Annotated in this window: 10 protein-coding genes; 5 read left to right on the top strand and 5 right to left on the bottom strand. The window is 61.8% G+C overall.

Features of this window, described 5'->3' with window-relative positions; genetic code table 11:
- Window positions 1-202 precede the first annotated feature (202 nt).
- Together ABHT90_RS06470 and ABHT90_RS06475 are read left to right on the top strand one after the other, a co-directional pair.
- Window positions 203-2,194 (top strand): LPXTG cell wall anchor domain-containing protein, encoded by a 1,992-nt coding sequence (locus tag ABHT90_RS06470; RefSeq protein WP_346981990.1) that lies wholly within the window; start codon window positions 203-205, stop codon window positions 2,192-2,194.
- Between the two features lie 428 nt (window positions 2,195-2,622).
- Complete coding sequence (locus ABHT90_RS06475) at window positions 2,623-9,219, top strand: leucine-rich repeat protein (protein WP_346981991.1); 6,597 nt, start codon at window positions 2,623-2,625, stop codon at window positions 9,217-9,219.
- A gap of 394 nt (window positions 9,220-9,613) precedes the next feature.
- Here the strand turns inward: ABHT90_RS06475 and gltA are convergent, their stop codons facing one another.
- From gltA to glmU, 5 genes are all read right to left on the bottom strand, one after another.
- Entirely contained in the window at window positions 9,614-11,023 is a 1,410-nt protein-coding gene (gltA, locus tag ABHT90_RS06480; RefSeq protein ID WP_346981992.1) for an NADPH-dependent glutamate synthase, read from the bottom strand.
- Window positions 11,014-11,853, bottom strand: a complete 840-nt coding sequence (locus ABHT90_RS06485) for a sulfide/dihydroorotate dehydrogenase-like FAD/NAD-binding protein (protein ID WP_006235793.1) — start codon at window positions 11,851-11,853, stop codon at window positions 11,014-11,016. The genes gltA and ABHT90_RS06485 overlap by 10 nt, the downstream gene beginning before the upstream one ends.
- Before the next feature lie 373 nt (window positions 11,854-12,226).
- Window positions 12,227-12,856 (bottom strand): aminoacyl-tRNA hydrolase, encoded by a 630-nt coding sequence (pth, locus tag ABHT90_RS06490; protein ID WP_329738821.1) that lies wholly within the window; start codon window positions 12,854-12,856, stop codon window positions 12,227-12,229.
- Window positions 12,857-13,098: 242 nt separating this feature from the next.
- A complete protein-coding gene (locus tag ABHT90_RS06495; protein WP_089573682.1) occupies window positions 13,099-14,085 on the bottom strand; it encodes a ribose-phosphate diphosphokinase in 987 nt (328 codons plus the stop codon).
- Between the two features lie 192 nt (window positions 14,086-14,277).
- Window positions 14,278-15,690, bottom strand: a complete 1,413-nt coding sequence (gene glmU, locus ABHT90_RS06500) for a bifunctional UDP-N-acetylglucosamine diphosphorylase/glucosamine-1-phosphate N-acetyltransferase GlmU (RefSeq protein WP_346981993.1) — start codon at window positions 15,688-15,690, stop codon at window positions 14,278-14,280.
- 199 nt (window positions 15,691-15,889) lie between these two features.
- Between glmU and ABHT90_RS06505 the strand changes: the two genes are divergently transcribed.
- From ABHT90_RS06505 to ABHT90_RS06515, 3 genes are read left to right on the top strand one after another with little or no spacing between them, the layout of a single operon-like run.
- Window positions 15,890-16,777, top strand: coding sequence for an energy-coupling factor transporter transmembrane component T (locus tag ABHT90_RS06505; RefSeq protein WP_346981994.1), 888 nt, complete (start codon window positions 15,890-15,892; stop codon window positions 16,775-16,777).
- Window positions 16,777-18,228 carry an ABC transporter ATP-binding protein gene (locus ABHT90_RS06510; RefSeq protein ID WP_346981995.1) on the top strand — a complete coding sequence of 484 codons (1,452 nt, stop codon included), beginning with the start codon at window positions 16,777-16,779 and terminating at the stop codon, window positions 18,226-18,228. Before ABHT90_RS06505 ends, ABHT90_RS06510 begins: the two co-directional genes overlap by 1 nt.
- Window positions 18,229-18,232: 4 nt before the next feature.
- A complete protein-coding gene (locus ABHT90_RS06515; protein WP_346981996.1) occupies window positions 18,233-18,946 on the top strand; it encodes a DUF6580 family putative transport protein in 714 nt (237 codons plus the stop codon).
- Window positions 18,947-19,024: the final 78 nt, after the last annotated feature.

A 19,024-nucleotide genomic window follows, 5' to 3' on the forward strand; every position in this document is an offset into this window, starting at 1 on the left:
GCGACGCGGAAATCGCGCGCCGTTGCCGCGCCCCGCAGTGCCCGCTTCCCCCGAGAACAATTATCAGTGCAGGTAGAGGCCTAGGTTCACATCTACGAACCTAGGCATACGGAGTCATTTGGCACATCTTGGTGGTACAGGACCACCGCAAAGGGGACAGGCACCTTTGTGGTGGTATGTCCCTACGACCAAGGAGGCCGTTATGAACGTAAGCCACTTTGACAAGCAAGCTCAACGTGAGTCCACCTGCTCGCTTGCTCACGGTACCTGGCGTTGTGTGGGTGCCAAAATAGCTTGCGCCGGCGCGTGTGCGCTTATGGTCGGTCAGTTGCTGCTGCCGAGCGTGGCGCTGGCGACGGAATGCGCCGATCCCGCCGCTGGGACGGATGAGGTTGCCGCGGCTCCGGTGACGCCGACGGTTGCGGAGGATACGGCTGCAACGACCGCGCCAGCTGCTTCGACCGCGCCTGCAACCGATGCTGCTCCGGCGGCGCAAGCCACCGTTGAGCCTCAGCAGACAATCCCAGCCGATGCCGCCAATGAGCCTAGCGGTGCTGCGCTCGCTGGGCAAAACGCTTCTGGCGACGACAACGCCGCCATGCCGGCGAGCAACGCCATCATGCCCTGTGGCGTGACCGATGTGACAGGCGGGGGCGGCGTTAGGGTCAATACGACCGTGGTCGATCATTATACGAACTGCGAGCTTTCGGACAACATCACGCTCGAAAAGGGCCAGTCGTATACCCATGATTTTCCCGATGTTGAGGGTGGCATTCCAGAAGCGCTTGCGAGCGAAGTTGTCGAGGTTAAGTACTACAGGGCCGATGCCGCTTCGGGCACTCTGGTCGAAGTTCAGGATGCGTCCATGTCCGACGTGACGGCTCGCTTCGAACCCGTTGGCAATCACATGAGGCTGACGCTGACCTTTACGGGTGGCGCGGCAGGCGGCTCGTATCGACTCACGCGCAATGAGGCTCTCTATATTGGCTCGGCACTGGAGTATACCGGAACTGACTATGAAGGCAGCTCGACTATCCTCAACGAAACCAGGTACGATTATTACCTCCGCTACGCCATCAATAGCGAAATTACGCTCGTTGCGTCAGAAAACGAAGCCCTCCATAACCTGAACGTCAACGACGTGAAGACCAACTACGCGCCCGGCGAGGCGCCCCGCGCGACCGCGACGATTCCCGCTGCTGACGCCGACAAGTACGAGATCGCCTACGAGTGCTGGGAGGAGATGGATGGCAGCGACCCCGCGGAGCTCACGCCCGTTGCCTTCTGGTATTCCGACCCCGCCAAGTATCCGACGGGAGCGAGGAGGATCGAACACTTCGAAGAGGGCAAGTTCTACATGTATTCCGTCGAGCTGAGGCTCAAGGGCGACAATACCGTGGGCAATGACTGCATGATGTACGTCAACGGCCATTGGACGCACCACATCAAGACCGTCAACGGCGTCTTCGCGCCAAACGCTGACAATATGCTGTGCGAGCAGCCGATCGACGAATGGCGGGCCATCGACGTTATCGAGATCAACGGCGCCACGACCACCTTCAAGGCAGGCGATAAGCCGGTCTTTACGGCGAATGTTCCGACGGGCTCCAACTTCCTTCCTCAGTGTGAGTACTGGACGGGTAGCGACGGCAGCGAAGTGAACTCTCAGGAGTTCTGGGATCAGAACATCACGAACCACATCGACGCCTTTAAGCCTGGCGTGACCTATCGCTACGGTATCTACCTCAAGCCCGCGCGCGGATTCTACTTTACGCCCAACACCAAGCTGGTGATCAACGGCCAGGAGTGCGGCTACCAGATGGGCGAAGCGAGTGTAGTTGATCCCGAGAGCGGCTGTATCTTCACTCTGTGGCTCAACACCGATTTGACCTTTACGCCTGAAGCCACGCCGACTCCCGATCCGCAGCCTACGCCGGATCCCAATCCGACGCCGCAGCCCGAGGTCAAGCCCGAAACCAAGCCTGAGACGAAACCTGAGACCAAACCCGCGGCTAAGCCGGCCACGACAACCGCCACGACCAAGACGGTTGAGAAAGCCGCGCCGACCAAGAAGGGCGATGCTGTCCTGGCTACCACGGGAGATACCACCGTAATGACGGTCACCGCCCTAGGTATCGCTGGCGCAACCGTTGCCGCTGCCGGCATCGCCGCAACCAAGCGCCGCAAGCGTTAGGTTTTGGCGGCGGCGCCCATCCTCGGCTTTAGCAAAATCTCAATCTGTAACACCAAGCCAGTCAAAACGGCTCTAGATGTTACAGATTGAGATGAACCGAATGGCCGCCAACCTAACGTCTCGATCTGTAACACGTAGCGGGGAATTTGGTCTCTAACTGTTACAGATTGAGACAAAGCGGGGGCGGCTGGAGCAATATCTCGATCTGTAACAACTACAAGGCTCAACAGGGCCTAACTGTTACAGATCGAGACAAACATCGGAATCGGTTCGCCGACCAGACCCCAAACCGCCACAAAGGTGCCTGTCCCCTTTGTGGCGGTTTGCGCAGGTAGAACGGTAGGTTCGTATATATGAACCTACCGTTCGCTTTGTTTTTGGACAACGATTACGCTGGATGACTTTTGGTTTGCAGGAAAGGAACGACCATGAGGTGGACTACTGTTCGAGCGCTTTGCCGCCGCCTGACCGTTGCCGCGGTGACCCTCACCATGGTGACGGGTTCGTTGCCCGCGGGCGCGTTTGCCGAGACCCTCACCACCGACGGCACTTTTGTGCAGACGGATAACGACCAAGCAGCCGATGCCGACGCCGCCGACCCCGCGCCCGATGCCGCCGACGCCGCGCCCGATGCCGGCGCTGCCGACCCCACAGTGCTCGATACCGGTGACACCCCTACGCCCCCGGACTCCGAGATTGCATCGGCGGCAGGCCTGACGGGCGCTGGGCAGACCGAGAGCACGCCCGTGGCCACGCTTGCCACCGATCTTGTCGAGGGGAAGGAGCTCGCCGAACAGCAGAAGCAGGAGGAGACCGCCGAAGCCGAAGCAACCTGGAATGAGGATCTTGGGCTCTGGATGACCTCGAAGGGCGCCACGGGCGTAAAGGACGAATACGACGATGGCTACGTGGCCGGCGAGCAGACCCCCGCGCAGTACTACTTCTCGATTGATAGCCTCACCAACGAAATTTCTATCGAGTATGGCGACGCGGGCATTACCACGTTGGAGGTGCCCTCGACCATCGACGACAAAAATGTCGTAAGCCTTACGGGTATGGGAAGCGCTGCGCTCACATCGATCACCTTCGCCCCTAATTCGCATGTCCGCTCGGTTGGAGGCTTGGGCGGCAGCAGCATCAAAGAGATCGCACTGCCCGATTCGGTCGAGGAGCTCAAGAGCTATGCATTCTACAAAAGCAAGACGCTCCAAACGGTAACCTGGCCCAACAACGCGGCCTTTACCACGATTCCCGAGCAGGCCTTTAAGGAATGTGAACAACTTGACGACAAGGTGGTGGCAACGCTGCCGACTTCGGTCAAAACTATCGACTATCTTGCATTCGCCTATTGCGGCGTGCCACAGTTCTATGTCTCGGACACAACAGTGCTCACCTTTACGCAGATCAATGTGCCGGGCACGGTGGAGCGGATTGAGCGCAATGCCTTTGACGGGTGCTCGCATGTGTCGTCGGTGACGATCGGCGACGGCGTTAAATATATCGGGGCGCTCGCGTTCGCCTCTCTTGATCCTGCGATTGCCGGCAAAGAGATTGTGCTACCCAAAAGCGTGGAAATGATAGAGTGGGGAGCTTTTGAGAACACGAGATACGGAAACGAGACGAACCATAATGCCGTTGCCCTGCGCGTGATGAACCCCGATCTTCAGTTTGGTGAGGCGGGCTATCCGGGCGACTATAATGAGCGCGTGACAATCGATGGCGTAACGTATGCGATTCCCTTTGGTGAAGGCCAGACCATCTATGCCTATGCGACCGATTCGGCTGGCAACCCCTCGATGGTCAAAAAGCTTGCCGATGCCGTGGCCGATCGCAAGGACTCCGTCGATTCCTCGAAGCCTGCCTACACGTTTGAGTGGATGGGCGAGGCGGCCCAGGTGACGGGCAAACTTCCCCAGGGCGCGGCGGCCGTGCTCGTGCAGGCGGGGCAGTCCACGCCGCTGGCGGTTGGCGATGACGGCAGCTTTACAGCGGACGCTCTCTCCAAGACGGCAGCCACCCTGCGCATTTCGCTCAGCGGTTACTATGACATGGTGCTGGCGCGCCCGGGCGATCAGATGACGGGCACATGGAATATCGGAGACATTAAGGCGGAGGACTTTACCAAGATTCCGGCCTCGCGCGCGATTGAGCTCAACGTGGGCTATCTTGAACCGATTGTGGGCCAGGATAAGACCGAACGCATTGAGCTCGATAGTCTCGATAACATCGATCTGACGGTGAAGAGCGGCGGCAAGACGCTTAAGCCTGCCAAGGGTGACAAGGAAAACGACTTCCGTATCCAGGGCACAGCACTCGTGGTTTCGCAGACCATTGCCGACGCGGACCAGGATCTGGAGATAACGCTCGAGCCCAAAGACAGCCTCAGGCTGGGTGGGGCGACGGCGACGGTGAAGCCCTCGGCCGGCAAGGTCGATATCGACTTGAAGCCTTGGGGTGCGGCGACGGTTACGACCAAGGGCGACTACCAGGGCGCCAACCGCGTGCTGGTGTTCCGTACGTCCGACGGCAAGCTAGTTGCCGACGGTGTCACCTATCTGATGGGTTACGAAGACGATGGCACCACGCCTATCATGAAGGCCGAGACGCCGCGCCTTAAGGCCGGTTCGTACACCATCGTCGCCTTTAACAAGACGAGCTACGACATCCAAGCGACGAGCTATTCCACGTTTAGCCGCCTAGGGCTGACCGTGGGTAAGCATATCGCGCAAAAGCAGGTGAAGATTGAGGACGGCAAACAGCTCGACGTGACGCTCGACGTCCCCACGTTTGACGTGGAGACGTATCGTGCCGAGCGCGGGCTGACGGCGGGCTCGGTTATCGCTGATTCGTCCGCGGTCGTTGGCGTGGAGACCGAGCTGCGCATTCATTACGAGCTCAAGGACAGCCAGGCTGCCAAGATTGAGATTCCGCTGGCCAAGGATGCCGTCGAGGAAGTGTCCGCAGGCTCTCGCGAAGCCGGCGCCAGCTCCGAGGCCATGTGGGCTAACGCAACTTGGGAGGGCGACAACCTCGTTCTCAATATGACGAAGAATGCGGGCACCGATGTGTTTGTGCGCTTTAAGCCTAAGGCCGCGGGCACCTATGCCATCTCGCCGCTCATTACGCTGGGCGAGGTGACATTGCCGCTGGGGAGCACGACGCTTGAGGTTAGCGGATCGCGCATCGAGGTCGACAGCACCGACGTTCACAGCCTACTGGGCAATGTGGCCTACGTATACGCAGCGCCCGGCAAAAGCGCGCAGCTCACCGTGGGCACGGGCGCCTCGGCTGCAAAGTACACCGGCAAGACCAATAAACTCGGCCGTGCCAAGATTGAATACGACCTGCCGCAGGATACGCTTGCCGCCGAGCGTGTGACGCTCGAAGCGCGCGTGGGCTCGACCGATGTTGCCGCCGCTGCTGCCGAGGTAACGGCTCGCAATTATGTGCGCTATGTTCCGGGCGCTTCGGTCTGGAACTTTGATGTGACGTATCGTGGCGGTACGCAAAACTTGGTCAAGGACGGCAAGGACACCGGCAAGAGCCTGTGGACCTTCCATCATCTGCCACAAAAGAAGAACGCCTACTGGACCTTTGACATCACGCTCGAGGTGGGAAACGAAGAGGCCGCCGACACGCTCGACCTGTACGTGGACTGCGTGGATGGCAAGACGGTGACGATTCCTCTGACTCAAAAGTCGCGCGAGGGCACCCGTGTGCGCTATGTGGCGGAGTATGTGGACGAGGGATATCTCAAGCTGCTCGACGAGTTTAACAAGGCGAATGATTCAACCTATGTGAACTGCGGCAACTTTGAGCAGATCTTTATGCCACAGACCTACCGCATCTCCAATGCTCAGCTTATGACCATGCTGAGTTTTGACGCCAACGCTTCGGCCAAAAAGCATTCCGCCGCGGCCGAGGAGCGCCAGCAGGAGTTCTCGAATGCCGTGCAGCAGTGGCACGAGTATATGATGGATAACTCGTTTAATGATGTCGACGAGGCCTTTAACGACGCGATTGACCAGATGGTCGCCGATGCGTTTGCCGAGGAGGACAAGGACGGTAAAGAGGACGAAGCCCAAGGTGGAGCTGCCCGTAAGGCTCGTCGCGCCCCTGCCGCCAGCGACGGCGAGGGTGATGATGCTGGCAACGACGAGGCCGCGCAGTTTGCGGCTGAGCTCAAGGCCGCGGTCGGCGGGTCGGCGGCGCTGCTAACCCAGCAGGGCGACAGCTATGGCGTCAATGTGGACAAGATGATCTTTGAGGATGCTTACGGCACCAGCGAGGATTGGTATCAGGAACTCGCGGCGGCCCAGGGCGCGAACGCTGCGGATGCGGCCGCCATCAAGGAGCTCGTCGACCATGCATCGCGAGCGGAGTTTATTGCCCAGCAGGCCGAGGATCTGGTGGGCCAGTCGATGGGTATCGGCCGGCTCAACCAATACGGAAGCTGGAATGACGCAACTGCTGCGGCGCTCAACAAGTGTGCGGGCATTAAGGCCAGCGAGTACAACGGCCAGTCGACGAGCGGGTTTAACGATTTGGGCCAGGCGCTCGGCAGCTCACTGAGCTACAAGGCGGCTGACGACGATACCGTTAAGGGCTTTAAGGTCGCCGCGCCCGATGGCGAGCAGACGGCCTATATAGAGTCGGAATTTATCGAGAACTCCAATAACAACAAGAACCAGGCGCTTCTGTTTAACTCGATTGCCATGCAGTGCGACATTCTGGACAACCTGTACGACAACTGGAATGTGGTCCATAGCCTCAATAACTCTACGATTCGCGGTTGGCTTATGGCCTGGAAGCGCAACGGCGACGTGAGCGCCCATATGAAGCTCATCCGCACGATCCGTTCGCTCAAGAGCTATAAGATCGAGTGCGAGATGTTCGGCCAGGTCTTTAAGACCGATGCGTGGAAGGCGGCCGGCCAGGCGTTTCCCGCGGCGACCCAGGGCATCGGCATCTTTACCGGCATTTACGGTGTGAACGATGCCAGCAAGAACTGGGAGAACGTGAACGTCCGTATGCAGAAGGTGAAGGGCGAGCGAGAGGGCTATGAGCTTCAGCATACGCGCTTGCTTGCCAAGCCCGAGAAGACCGAGGACGACTGGAAGTGCATTTACGCGCTGCGTGACGCCATGGAGAAGGCGCGTGCGTTTGAGGATCTGCTGTATCGCCAGCTCTGTCACGATAGCACCGATGTGGCGGTGGGCTCCGTTATGACAATCGCCGGCGTGCTGACGGCCGGTTCGGCGGGTACCGTGGTGGGCGCTGCCTATGACGCGGCTTCGACCAGCGTAGGTTCGGAGCGCGCGATTAAGCTGACCAACGCCGAATGCGCCTACGATGTTGCCTGCGAGCAGGTGGAGCGCGCATGCCAGAATCGTATTACGGTCAACTGGGGCGAGCTGACCGATGCCGAGGTCTACAAGGCCAACAAGGACGGCTTGATCTCGGACGAGAAGATGCAGTCGATCTTCGAGGCGCGTTATCGCAATGTGGCTGCCAAGGCAGCACCCGACCCTGCGGGCGTGGTGTACGAGGGCCTGCTGTCCAATACGGTTGAAGGCGCGACGGTTGAGCTATGGAGCGCCGACGATGCGGCCGGTACCAACGCAGTGCGTTGGGATGCCGAGGAGTATGAGCAGGACAATCCGCTTGCAACGGGTGCGGACGGTGCATACAACTGGAATACGCCGACCGGCTGGTATCAGGTGCGCGTGACCAAGGACGGGTATGAGGAGGCGCGTTCGGCTTGGCTGCGCGTGCCGCCGATTCAGACTGAGGTGAACATTGGCTTGGTGTCGACGGCGGCACCCGAGGTGGTTTCGGCCCATGCCTATACCGATTGCATCGAGGTTGAGTTTGCGCAGTATATGGATGCGAGCGACGATGCCCTAGTCGCATTGCGCGCGCAGGGCTTGGGTGACGTGACGTATACGTGGCTCGACAAGCAGGACGATCCCAATGGCAAGCCGCTGTCGCGCGTGCTGCGTATTCGCTATGCCGATGCGTGTGAGGCGGGCTCGACGGTGGCGTTTGAGCTCGACGGTGCTCGCAACTACGCCGGCACGGCCATGGCGCGCTGGGCAAGCGGCGAGCTTGTCGTGGGCGTTCGTGCTGACAAACTCAAGCTCAACGTGGAACAGGCCGTGACCATGCTTGATGGCAGTGACTTTGAGCTGGTGGCGCACGTGACCGATAAGGCGGGCAAGCCGTTTGCGGGCGCCAAGGTTAGTGTTGGGCTGGAGTCCTCGGCTATCTGCTCTGTCGATGCCACCCGGGCCGTGACGGGCGAGGACGGCGCGGCGACGTTTGTGCTGCATGGTGCTCTGCCCGGTTTGACGACGTTGACGGCGGCGGTGGACGGCACGGCGCTGTCCAAGCAGGTCGACGTTCGCGTGTCTGCCGAGGCAGTGCGACCGGCGCGACCGGTGGCGACGATTGGTGCGACGACGTTTGGTGCATGGTCGCCCAAGGAGAACTACATTACGGTGCCCAAGGGCTCGAAGCTGGAGCTTTCGGCCGAGGATGGCGCGACGATTTGGTACACCACCAACGACACCTGCCCCTGCCGTGACGAAGGCCGCGTAAAGTACACCGAGCCTATTGCGCTCGATAGCAACATGTATGTGCGCATTGCGGCACAGCGCCCTGGCATGTCATACAGTGAGTATTCCGAGCGTCTGAACATTACGATTACGGTGACCGATGAGCCGGTGCCTGAGCCGACGCCCGATCCGGACCCGACGCCCGAGCCGACGCCTGACGGCGGCGAGCAGGGTGGCGGTACGGATGGCTCTGGTGGCGCCGGGGTCCCTGCGGGCAGTTCGACTTCGACGACGACCACGGTGACGATGGACAAGTCCAAGGGTAAGGGCGAGAACGGCAAGAAGTCCGGTGGCACGGAGCTTGCCGGCACGGGTGACTCCGCCGCGATGACAGTCGCTGCTCTGGGCATCGCCGGCGCAACCGTTGCCGCGGCCGGCATCGCCGCGACCAAGCGTCGCAAGCGTTAGGTTTTTGGTGGCAGCTCCCATCCTCGGCTTTAGCAAAATCTCAATCTGTAACACCAAGCGGGATATTTGGGTTCCAGGTGTTACAGATTGAGATGAACTGCTCGGCCGCCAATCTAATGTCTCGATCTGTAACACGTAGCGGGGAATTTGGTCTCTAACTGTTACAGATTGAGACAAAGCGGAGGCGGCTGGCGCAAGATCTCGATCTGTAACAACTACAAGGCTCAACGGGCTCCAGGTGTTACAGATTGAGACAAAACGACCGACCAGGCCCCAAACCACCACAAAGGTGTCTGTCCCCATCGTGGTGGTTGGGTGGTCGGCATAGAAAAAGTCCCCGCCGGGCGTGTGCTCGACGGGGACTTTGCCGTTTGGTGGCTAGTGCTGTAGGTGATTACTCGCCCAACAGGCTCTTGGTGATGGAAGCGGCGGCCTTCTTGCCGGCGCCCATCGCCAGAATGACCGTAGCGGCACCGGTGACGATGTCGCCGCCAGCCCAGATGCGGGGATCGGTGGTCTGGCCGGTCTCCTCGTCGGCGACGATGTAGCCCCACTTGTTGAGCTCCATCTTGCCGCCGATCTTCTTTGCGAAGGGGTTGGCGTTGGTGCCGATAGCCGAAATAGCGACGTCGCAGGGGATCTCCTCGATGGCGCCCTCGATGGGCACCGGGCGACGACGGCCGGACTCGTCGGGCTCGCCGAGTTCCATCTTCTGGACCTTGACGGCGCACACGGAGCCGTCCTCGCCAGCGACAAACTCGAGCGGGGAGACGAGCGGCAGAACCTCGACGCCTTCGGCCTTAGCATGGTGCAGCTCGGCGCGACGGCAGGGCATCTCGTCCTCGGTACGACGGTAGGCGATGATGGCATGCTCGGCGCCCAGGCGCTTGGCGGTACGGACGGCGTCCATAGCCACGTTGCCGCCACCAAAGACGACGACGTTCTTGCCGTGCTTGGTGGGGGTGTCGTACTCGGGGAACTTGTTGGCCTTCATCAGGTTCACGCGGGTGAGGTATTCGTTCGCGAAGAAGACGTTGGGCAGATTCTCGCCGGGGACGTTGAGGAACTTGGGCAGGCCAGCGCCGGTCGCCACGTAGATGGCGTCGAAGCCCTGCTCGAACAGCTCCTCGGCCGTGGCCATGTTTCCCACGACGGAGTTGTACTCAAACTTGACGCCCATGTCCTCCAGGCCGTCAATCTCGCGCTTGACGACCGCCTTGGGCAGACGGAACTCGGGGATGCCGTAGACCAGCACGCCGCCGCCGGTAAAGAAGGCCTCAAAGACGGTGACGTCAAAGCCGTTGCGGGCGAGCTCGCCGGCGCAGGTGATGCCGGACGGGCCGGATCCGACGACGGCGACCTTCTTGCCGTTCTTGGGGGCCATCTTGGGCGTGGAGGCGAGCTCGGGGCGGTCACCCAGGAAGCGCTCGAGCTGGCCGATGGCCACAGGCTCGGACTTCTTACCACGGATGCACTTGCCCTCGCACTGGTTCTCCTGCGGGCAGACACGGCCGCAGATAGCGGGAAGCATGGAGTCCTCGCGGATGGTATCGAGGGCGCCGCTGAAGTCCTTCGCGCGGATCTGCTCGATAAAGCGGGGGATGTTGATGTTGACGGGGCAGCCCTCAACACAGAACGGCTTCTTGCAGTTGAGGCAGCGCTCGGCCTCGGCCAGCGCCATCTCCTCGGTGAAGCCCTTGTCGACGGGGCGGAAGTCGCAGGCGCGCTCGGCAGCCGGCTCCTCGTTATCGGGGGTGCGGGGCGACTTCATATCGGCAACGAAACGACCGTTAACTAGTGGCATGCGCAGCTCTTTTCCTCATAGGCCTTGAGGGACTCGCCCTCTTCGGAACGGTAAGCGGCCTGGCGGGCACGAAGGTCATCCCAGTCGACCAGGGTGGCATCGAAGTCGGGGCCGTCGACGCAAGCGAACTTGGTCACGCCGCCCACCTCGACGCGGCAGCAGCCGCACATGCCGGTGCCGTCAACCATGATGGGGTTGAGGGACGCGGTGATGGGGGTGTCGTACTTCTGGGCGGTGAGGGTCGAGAACTTCATCATCGGAACGGGGCCGACGCAGAAGACCTGGCTCACGGCCTTGTCCTGCAGCAGGCGCTCCAGCGGAGCGGTGACAACGCCCTGCTCGCCGTAGGAGCCGTCGTCAGTGGTGATGTGGATGTGGTCCTCGTCGAGGAGCTCGCGGAACTGGTCCTCCATGAGCAGGAGGTCCTTGGTGCGGGCGCCCATGATGGCGTGAACTTCATGACCGGTCTCGACCAGGTGCTTGGCGACCGGGAAGGCAATTGCCAGGCCGACGCCGCCGCCAATGACGGCGCAGGGGCCCTCGGCCATCTCGGTGGGAACGCCCAGCGGGCCCACGACGTCGCGCAGCGACTCGCCGGCCTCGTAGGTGGACAGCATCTCGGTGGTCTTGCCGATCACCATGAAGATGAACTCGACCCAGCCCTCGTCACCGTTCCAGCCGGCCAGGGTAAACGGGACGCGCTCGCCCGTCTCGTTGGCGCGGACCATGAGGAACTGTCCAGCGTGCGCATGTTTGGCGATTGCGGGCGCCTCGATGCGGAACTTGAACACCTTCTCCGAGAACTGCGTCTTCTCCAGGATCTTATACATAGAACCCCTCTCTTGTTAGGGCTGCCGAACCGTGCCTCCACGGAAATGGACGGTAGCCCGAATAAAACCGTACGCGCACAGGCGTTGTGCAGACATACGGTGCAAATTATACCCTCATGGACATGTCACTTACGTGTGTCTTCGGCGGTTGGGAGCGGGGTTTATCCACTTCGGCCCACCAAAGGGGGAGAGGTTTATTTTGGTCAGCTTTATCGGGTAAAACGGCAAAGGGGCCAGCCTCGGGTTGCAATGAGGTCGGCCCCCTTTGGGGTGCTATGTGTGTATGGCGGTGCGCGGTTTATTGCGATGCGGCCGCCGCGGCGTTTCCGCAGGTAAAACCTGCCAAAATAAACCTATCCCTAAATGATAGGTTTTAGTGCTTGCCGTTGGCGGAGGCGGCGCCGTTGACATGGTCGCGAGCATAGACTACGCCGTGCACAATCGCCAGGCCGGCGGCGTCGGCCGCGCGGGCGCAGGTGTCCTGGAAATCCTCGGCCTCGCGGGCGCGCAGCTGCTTAAGCACGTAGTCGGCGACGGCCATCTTGCCGGGAGGGTTGCCGATGCCGGTGCGGATGCGACTAAAGTCGCGGCTGCCCATCTTGTCGATGATGGAGCGCAGGCCGTTGTGGCCGGCGTGGCCACCGCCCACCTTAACACGTACGTCGCCGGCGGGAATGTCGAGCTCGTCGTGAATCACGAGCAGTTCCTCGGCCTTGATCTTGTACTCGCGGCAGAGCTTGGAGATGGGCCCGCCCGAGGTGTTCATGTACGACTGCGGCTTGACCAGTACAATCTGGCGCTTGCCGCCCTCTTCCTCGGGATCGTTGATGTTGATGAGCGCGACCTCGGCGCCTGCTTGGTTTTTCCAGTACGTGACGCCGGCCTGACGGGCCAGCTCGTCGATTGCTTTGAAACCAGCGTTGTGACGGGTCTCGGCATACTCATCGCCAGGGTTGCCAAGTCCGGCAACCATGCGAATCTTGAGCGGCTGTGCAGCTGCCATATGCTTCCTTTCGTTACACAAAAGTTTAATCAACGACAAAGGCTACCACGCCCGCCGAAGGCGAGGAAAGGTTGCAGCAAAGTCATTTCAGAAAACAGCTGCCCCGAGACAACAGGAAGCCCCGGACACGCCGGGAGGGGTTATCAAAGCGAACATCCCGCAGCCGCAAAGCGGCGAGGACGTTCGTGTGATAACCCCGCAGGCGTGTTCGGGGCTTCCGGAGGGATGCGAGGGTCGAGCGACTACAGCGCGAAGTCGCCGCCGACGAGCGTGGAGACGGGCTCCTCGTGGTAAACGGCGGAGATGGCCTGAGCGAACTCCTCGGCGACCGAGATGGTCTTGATCTTGCCGCCCACCTCGACGGGGATGGCGTCGGTGACGACGCACTCGACGATGGGGGCGTCGTTCAGACGCTCGATGGCCGGGCCGGAGAAGATGCCGTGGGTGGCGCAGACGTAGATGTCGCCAGCGCCCATAGCCTTGAGCTCCTTGACGTTGGCGCACAGGGTGCCAGCGGTGTCGATCATGTCGTCGTTGATGATGCAGGTCTTGCCCTTGATGTCACCGATGATGCCCATGACCTCGGCGGCGTTGTGGCGCGGACGACCCTTGTGGGCGATGGCCAGGTCGCAGCCGAGCATGTCGGACAGCTTCTTGGCGGCCTTGGCACGACCCACGTCGGGGGAGACGACAACCAGGTTGTCGGTGTCGAAGTGCATGTCGTTGTAGTACTGGCCAAACAGCGGCAGTGCGGACAGGTGGTTAACCGGGATATCAAAGAAGCCCTGGATCTGGCCCTGGTGCAGGTCGAGGGTGATGATGCGGTTGACGCCGGCACGCTCGAGCAGGTTGGCGACGAGGCGGGCGGTGATGGGCTCGCGCGGGCCGGCCTTGCGGTCCTGGCGGGCATAGCCGTAGTGGGTGATGACGGCGGTGATGGAGCGGGCGGATGCGCGCTTGGCAGCGTCGGTGGCGATGAGCAGCTCCATGAGCATGTCGTTGACGTTGCCGCCGGCCACGGACTGAATCAGGAAGACGTCGGCGCCGCGGACGGTCTCGTCGTAGCGGGCGTAAATCTCACCATTGGCGAACTGCTTTAGCGTAAGGCCCGAAAGCTCGACCCCAAGGTACTCAGCAATCTTCTGAGCGAGGGGACGGTTGGAGGAACCGGAATACACGCGGATGGACTTGCGCATATTCTCCGACTTCTCGGGATCATTAATCGGCATTACCCTTCTCCTTTATACATCGAATGCCATATAGATGCCTTGTTGCATTGTAACCGCGCGGCGGGGTTTATCGGGTCCTGATAACGTCTTTACCGCCAACGGACACGAACCGACCACTCATCCGGTTGCGCAGGTCACGATAGAAAAAGGAGCCGCCCCCATGGAGCAGCTCCTTTTGTGCTTGGTAAAACGTTATACCTCGTCGTCCTCGTGCAGGCGGCGGCGGTAATCGGCGGCCCAGCCCTCAATATTTACCTGACGGGCGCGGCCCAGACCAAGTGCGTCGGCCGGGACCGGCTCGGTGATGACGGAGCCAGCGGCCACGAGCGCGCCGTCGCCGATCTGGGCGGGCGCGACCATCATGGTGTCGGAGCCAATGAAGGCATCCTTGCCGATGACGGTCTTGTGCTTGTGCACGCCGTCGTAGTTGCAGGTGATGGAGCCCGCGCCCACGTTGACGCCGGAGCCCATGGTGGTGTCGCCGATGTAGGACAGGTGCGGCACCTTGGAGCCCTCGCCGATCGTGGACTTCTTGATCTCCACGTGCGTGCCGGCCTTGGAGCCGTCGAGCATGTGAGTGCCCGGGCGCAGGTAGGCGCGCGGGCCGCAGTCGACGCCGTTCTCGATGACGGCCTCGATGGCGATAGTCTCATCGATGACGCAGCCGCTGCCAATGGTGGTGTCGGTGAGGCGGCTGTTGGGGCCAAGCTGGCACTCCTCGCCCACGGTGACGTGGCCGATCAGGTGCGTCTGCGGCCACACGACGGTGTCGCGGCCGATGGTGGCATCGGGGCCGATCCAGGCCTGCGTGGGGTCGATGAAGGTAACGCCCTCGGCCATCCAGTGCTCGTTGATGCGGTCGCGCGCGATGGCGGTGAGCTGCGCGAGCTGGATGCGGCTGTTGACGCCCAGGCCGTCGCGGTAGTCGTCGCAGTGGAAGATGGAGACTGCCTGGCCGTGGCCTTTGAGGATCTCGAGCATGTCGGGCAGGTAGTACTCGGATTGCGCGTTGTCGTTGCCGATCTCGTTAATGTGGGCGGCGAGCTGCGCGCCGTCGAAGGCGTAGCAGCCGGCGTTGCACTCGAGTAGCTCGGCGGCCTGCTCGGGCGTGCAGTCCTTCTGTTCGATGATGCGCTCGATCTGACCGTCGGCGCCCAGCTTGATGCGGCCGTAGCCGAAAGGATCGGGCGGGGTCATGGTCATGACGGTGCAGGCGAGCTCGCCGGTGGCGACGGTTTGCGCGAACTTGGCGACGGTGTCGGCGGTGATGAGCGGCAGGTCGCCGTTGAGCACCACGACGGGGCCTTGCGTGATGCCACAGGCCTCGAGCGCGACCTTCACGGCGTGACCGGTGCCCAGGCGCTCGGTCTGCTCGACGCACTCGACCTTGGTGACGCTGCTGGCGTAGGCGCCGTCGATGAGGGCGCGCATCTCGTCGGCGTGGCTGCCGATGACGACCACGACGCGGCTGCAGCCGGCCTTGATGGTGGCGTCGACGATCCACTGGACCATGGGCTTACCCAGGATCTTGTGCGAAACCTTGCAGTGGTTCGACTTCATGCGGGTGCCCTCGCCGGCGGCGAGGATAATTGCGGTTGCGTCCATGTGATCTCCTGTTACGTTATAGAGACGTGTGTTTGGAAACGATACACGGCGCAATATGATACCGCAGGCATATGACGAGCGCATAACGATTGGTTTGCGGCGGTTGAGGCTTGCGCCGCCGGCGTGGCGTTTGCACTGCTTGCGTGCGGCGTTGGCGGTGCTGCGGAGCTGTTGTTTGAGCGAGGGGACGGGGGTGCCCGTGGACAACATACGAGAGGAGTTTGGCGGCGAGCCCGTCGCGGCATTCTCGATGTCGCATCCGGCTGTGCCGGCACTCTATATAGTGCTGACGCTGGGGCTCACTATGTTCTCGATGCAGCCGGTACTGATTGCGCTGTCACTTGCGGGCGGGCTGGCGTATGGATTTGCGACGCGTGGGGCTGCCCGCACGCTGGGCGCGCTCCGCTGGCAGCTGCCGGTGATTTTGATCGTCGCGGTGCTCAATCCGCTGTTTAGCGCCTCGGGCTCGACGGAGCTGTTCCGTATTGGCATGCGCGCGGTGTATCTGGAGAGCATGGTATACGGCCTGTGCATGGGCGGGCTGTTTGTGGCGAGCGTGCTGTGGTTTGAGGCGGCGGCGTCGATGCTCGAATACGACAAGGTGCTCGCGCTGCTGGGCAATGCCGCACCGGTGATCGCGCTCATGATCTCGATGTGCATGCGGCTGATCCCGCAGTTTTTGCGCCGCGGTCGCACCGTGCTGGCGGTGCAGGATGCGATTGATGTTCCGGGGCGCGCGCCTGCCGATCCCGTGCGTTCGCGCTTGCGGGCGTCGAGCGTGCTGATGGGCTGGGGCATGGAAGATTCGCTTGAGCGTGCGGACGCCATGCGCTCGCGCGGATGGGGTGCCGTGTCTCGTCGTACGACGTATGCGCGGTATCGGCTGGGGCGCGGCGATGTTGTTGCGCTGGCGGGGCTGGCGTTGTTTGGCGTGGTAGCCGTGGCGGTGGCGTGGACCGCGACGACGCAGTATTCGTTTTACCCGCAGCTCTCGGTGCCGGCGCCATGGCCGGGCTATGTTGTATACGCTGCCTGGATGGCACTGCCTTGCGTGCTGTGCGCGATTGACGAGAAGAGGTTTGGCTGATGGCTCGGTTGGATAGGGGCCCGGTGTCGGGCGCGGCGTGCGGCCCGGATGTGCCGGCAATTGAGGTGCGGGGCTTGAGCTTTGCCTATCCCGGGACTGACGCTGCGGCGCTCGAGGGGCTCGACTGGTCTGTTCCCCAAGGTGCGTTTGCGCTGCTTGTTGGCGGTACCGGGTCGGGCAAGTCGACACTGCTCTCGTTGCTCAAACCCGAGATCGCCCCGGCGGGCGAGCTCGCTGGCGAGCTGCGCGTGCTGGGCGAGAACGTTGCCGACATGGATGTGCGGGCATCGGCGGAGCGCGTGGGCTACGTGTTTCAGGATCCCGAGAACCAGATCGTGTGCGAAACGGTATGGCACGAGATGGCGTTTGTCCTGGAAAATCTGGGTGTGTCGCGCGACGAGATGCGCCGCCGTGTTGCCGAGACTAGCTATTTCTTTGGGTTGGAGGATTGGCTCCACCGCGATACCGATACGCTTTCGGGTGGTCGCAAGCAGCTGCTGTCGCTGGCGGCCGTTCTGGCGCTGCGCCCGCGTGTGCTGCTGCTCGACGAGCCTACGTCTCAGCTCGATCCCGTTGCCGAGAAGAATTTTCTGCACGCACTGTTTCGCGTGAACCGCGAACTGGGCTGCACGGTGGTCGTGGCAACGCACCAGCCGCGCCCGATGCTCGAGTACGCGACGTGCGCGTATCGGATCGAGGACGGCCGCGTGCGCGAAGTGGCTGACCCCGCAAGTTTTGGTGGTCGCGAGGGGCTTTTGGCGTTGGGCTCTTATGAGCCTACGCAGGGGGCGGCGCCGGGTGCGGCGGCTATCCGCGAGGGCTGGTTTCGCTACGACCGCGCGTCCGGTTGGGTGCTGCACGGGCTCGATGTGGCGTTTTCGGCTGGCGCGGTACATGCGATTGTGGGCGGTAACGGCTGCGGCAAGTCGACGATGCTCTCGGTGCTGGCCAAGACGGCCAAACTGCAGCGCGGTCGCATGATGCGCGGGGCGGCTTCGGCGGCGTTGTTGCCGCAAAACCCCAAGGCATTGCTGGTCGCCGAGACGGTGCGCGACGAGCTGATGGAATGGGCTTCGACCTGCGGATACGATGAGGCCACGGCGCAGGAGCAGACGGCGCGTCTGGGCTTGGCGGGCTTGGAGGCGCGTCATCCGTACGACCTTTCGGGCGGCCAGCGCCAGCTACTTGCGTTGGCAAAACTGCTGCTGATTGGCCCCGAGCTGCTGCTGCTCGATGAGCCCACCAAGGGCTTGGATCTGGCGAGCCGTCGCATTATCGCCCGCGCCCTGCGCGACCATGCACAGGGCGGCGGCACCGTCATCATGGCCACGCACGACCTAGACTTCGCTGAGCAAGTATCCGACGACGTCGCCATGATGTTCGACGGCGAGATTGCCTGCATGGAGCCCCCAGCCGACTTCTTTGCCGACAACGTGTTCTATAGGGCGTGATGGGATGACGGATCATCGCGCCTCGCGCTTGCTCGCAAAATTGGAGATCCCGCTGCTGTTGGCGGTGCCGATGGTGATGGCTGCTGCGCTGGTGGCGGGCATCGAGCAGGCGGCGCTTGCCATGCTGGTTGTGGTGGCGCTGGTGCTCGCGCTGTTCTTTGCGGGTTACGAGGCGTCGCGTCCGGGCCTGCGTCAGATTATGCCCACGCTGGTGTTGGCGGCGCTGGCGGCGGCGGGGCGTATCCTGTTCGGGCCCATTCCCGACTTTAAGCCGGTGAGCGCTATTGCCATTATCGCGGGGGCGACACTCGGTCGCCGCAACGGCTTTATGGTCGGTGCACTGGCGGCACTGACCAGTAATTTCTTTTTTGGTCAGGGCATGTGGACGCCGTGGCAGATGTATGCCTGGGGTCTGGTTGGCTATGTTGGCGGCGTGCTGGCGCATGTGGGCGCGTTCGACCGCGCCGATGGAACCGTGCGATTGCCGGCGCTGTTGGCGTATGGCTTTGCGTCGGGCCTGCTGTATGGCGTCGTGATCAACGCGTATGACATCATCGGTTTTGTGCAGCCGCTCACCTGGGCAGGCGCCGCAGCGCGTCTTGCTACGGCGGTGCCGTTCGACATCATGCATAGCCTCGCGACCTGCGTGTTTTTGGCCGCTCTGTACAAGCCCTGGTGTCGCCGCATCAACCGCGTCGTCGTGAAGTACGGGCTGTAGTGGCGGCTGCGCCGGGGCGAGAATCAATACTGTCTTGGTTTCATATCAAAACTATGCCGGTTTACGGGGCCGGATTGA

The sequence above is a fragment of the Collinsella aerofaciens genome (assembly GCF_039758815.1).
GTDB classification, from domain to species: Bacteria; Actinomycetota; Coriobacteriia; order Coriobacteriales; family Coriobacteriaceae; genus Collinsella; species Collinsella aerofaciens_BP.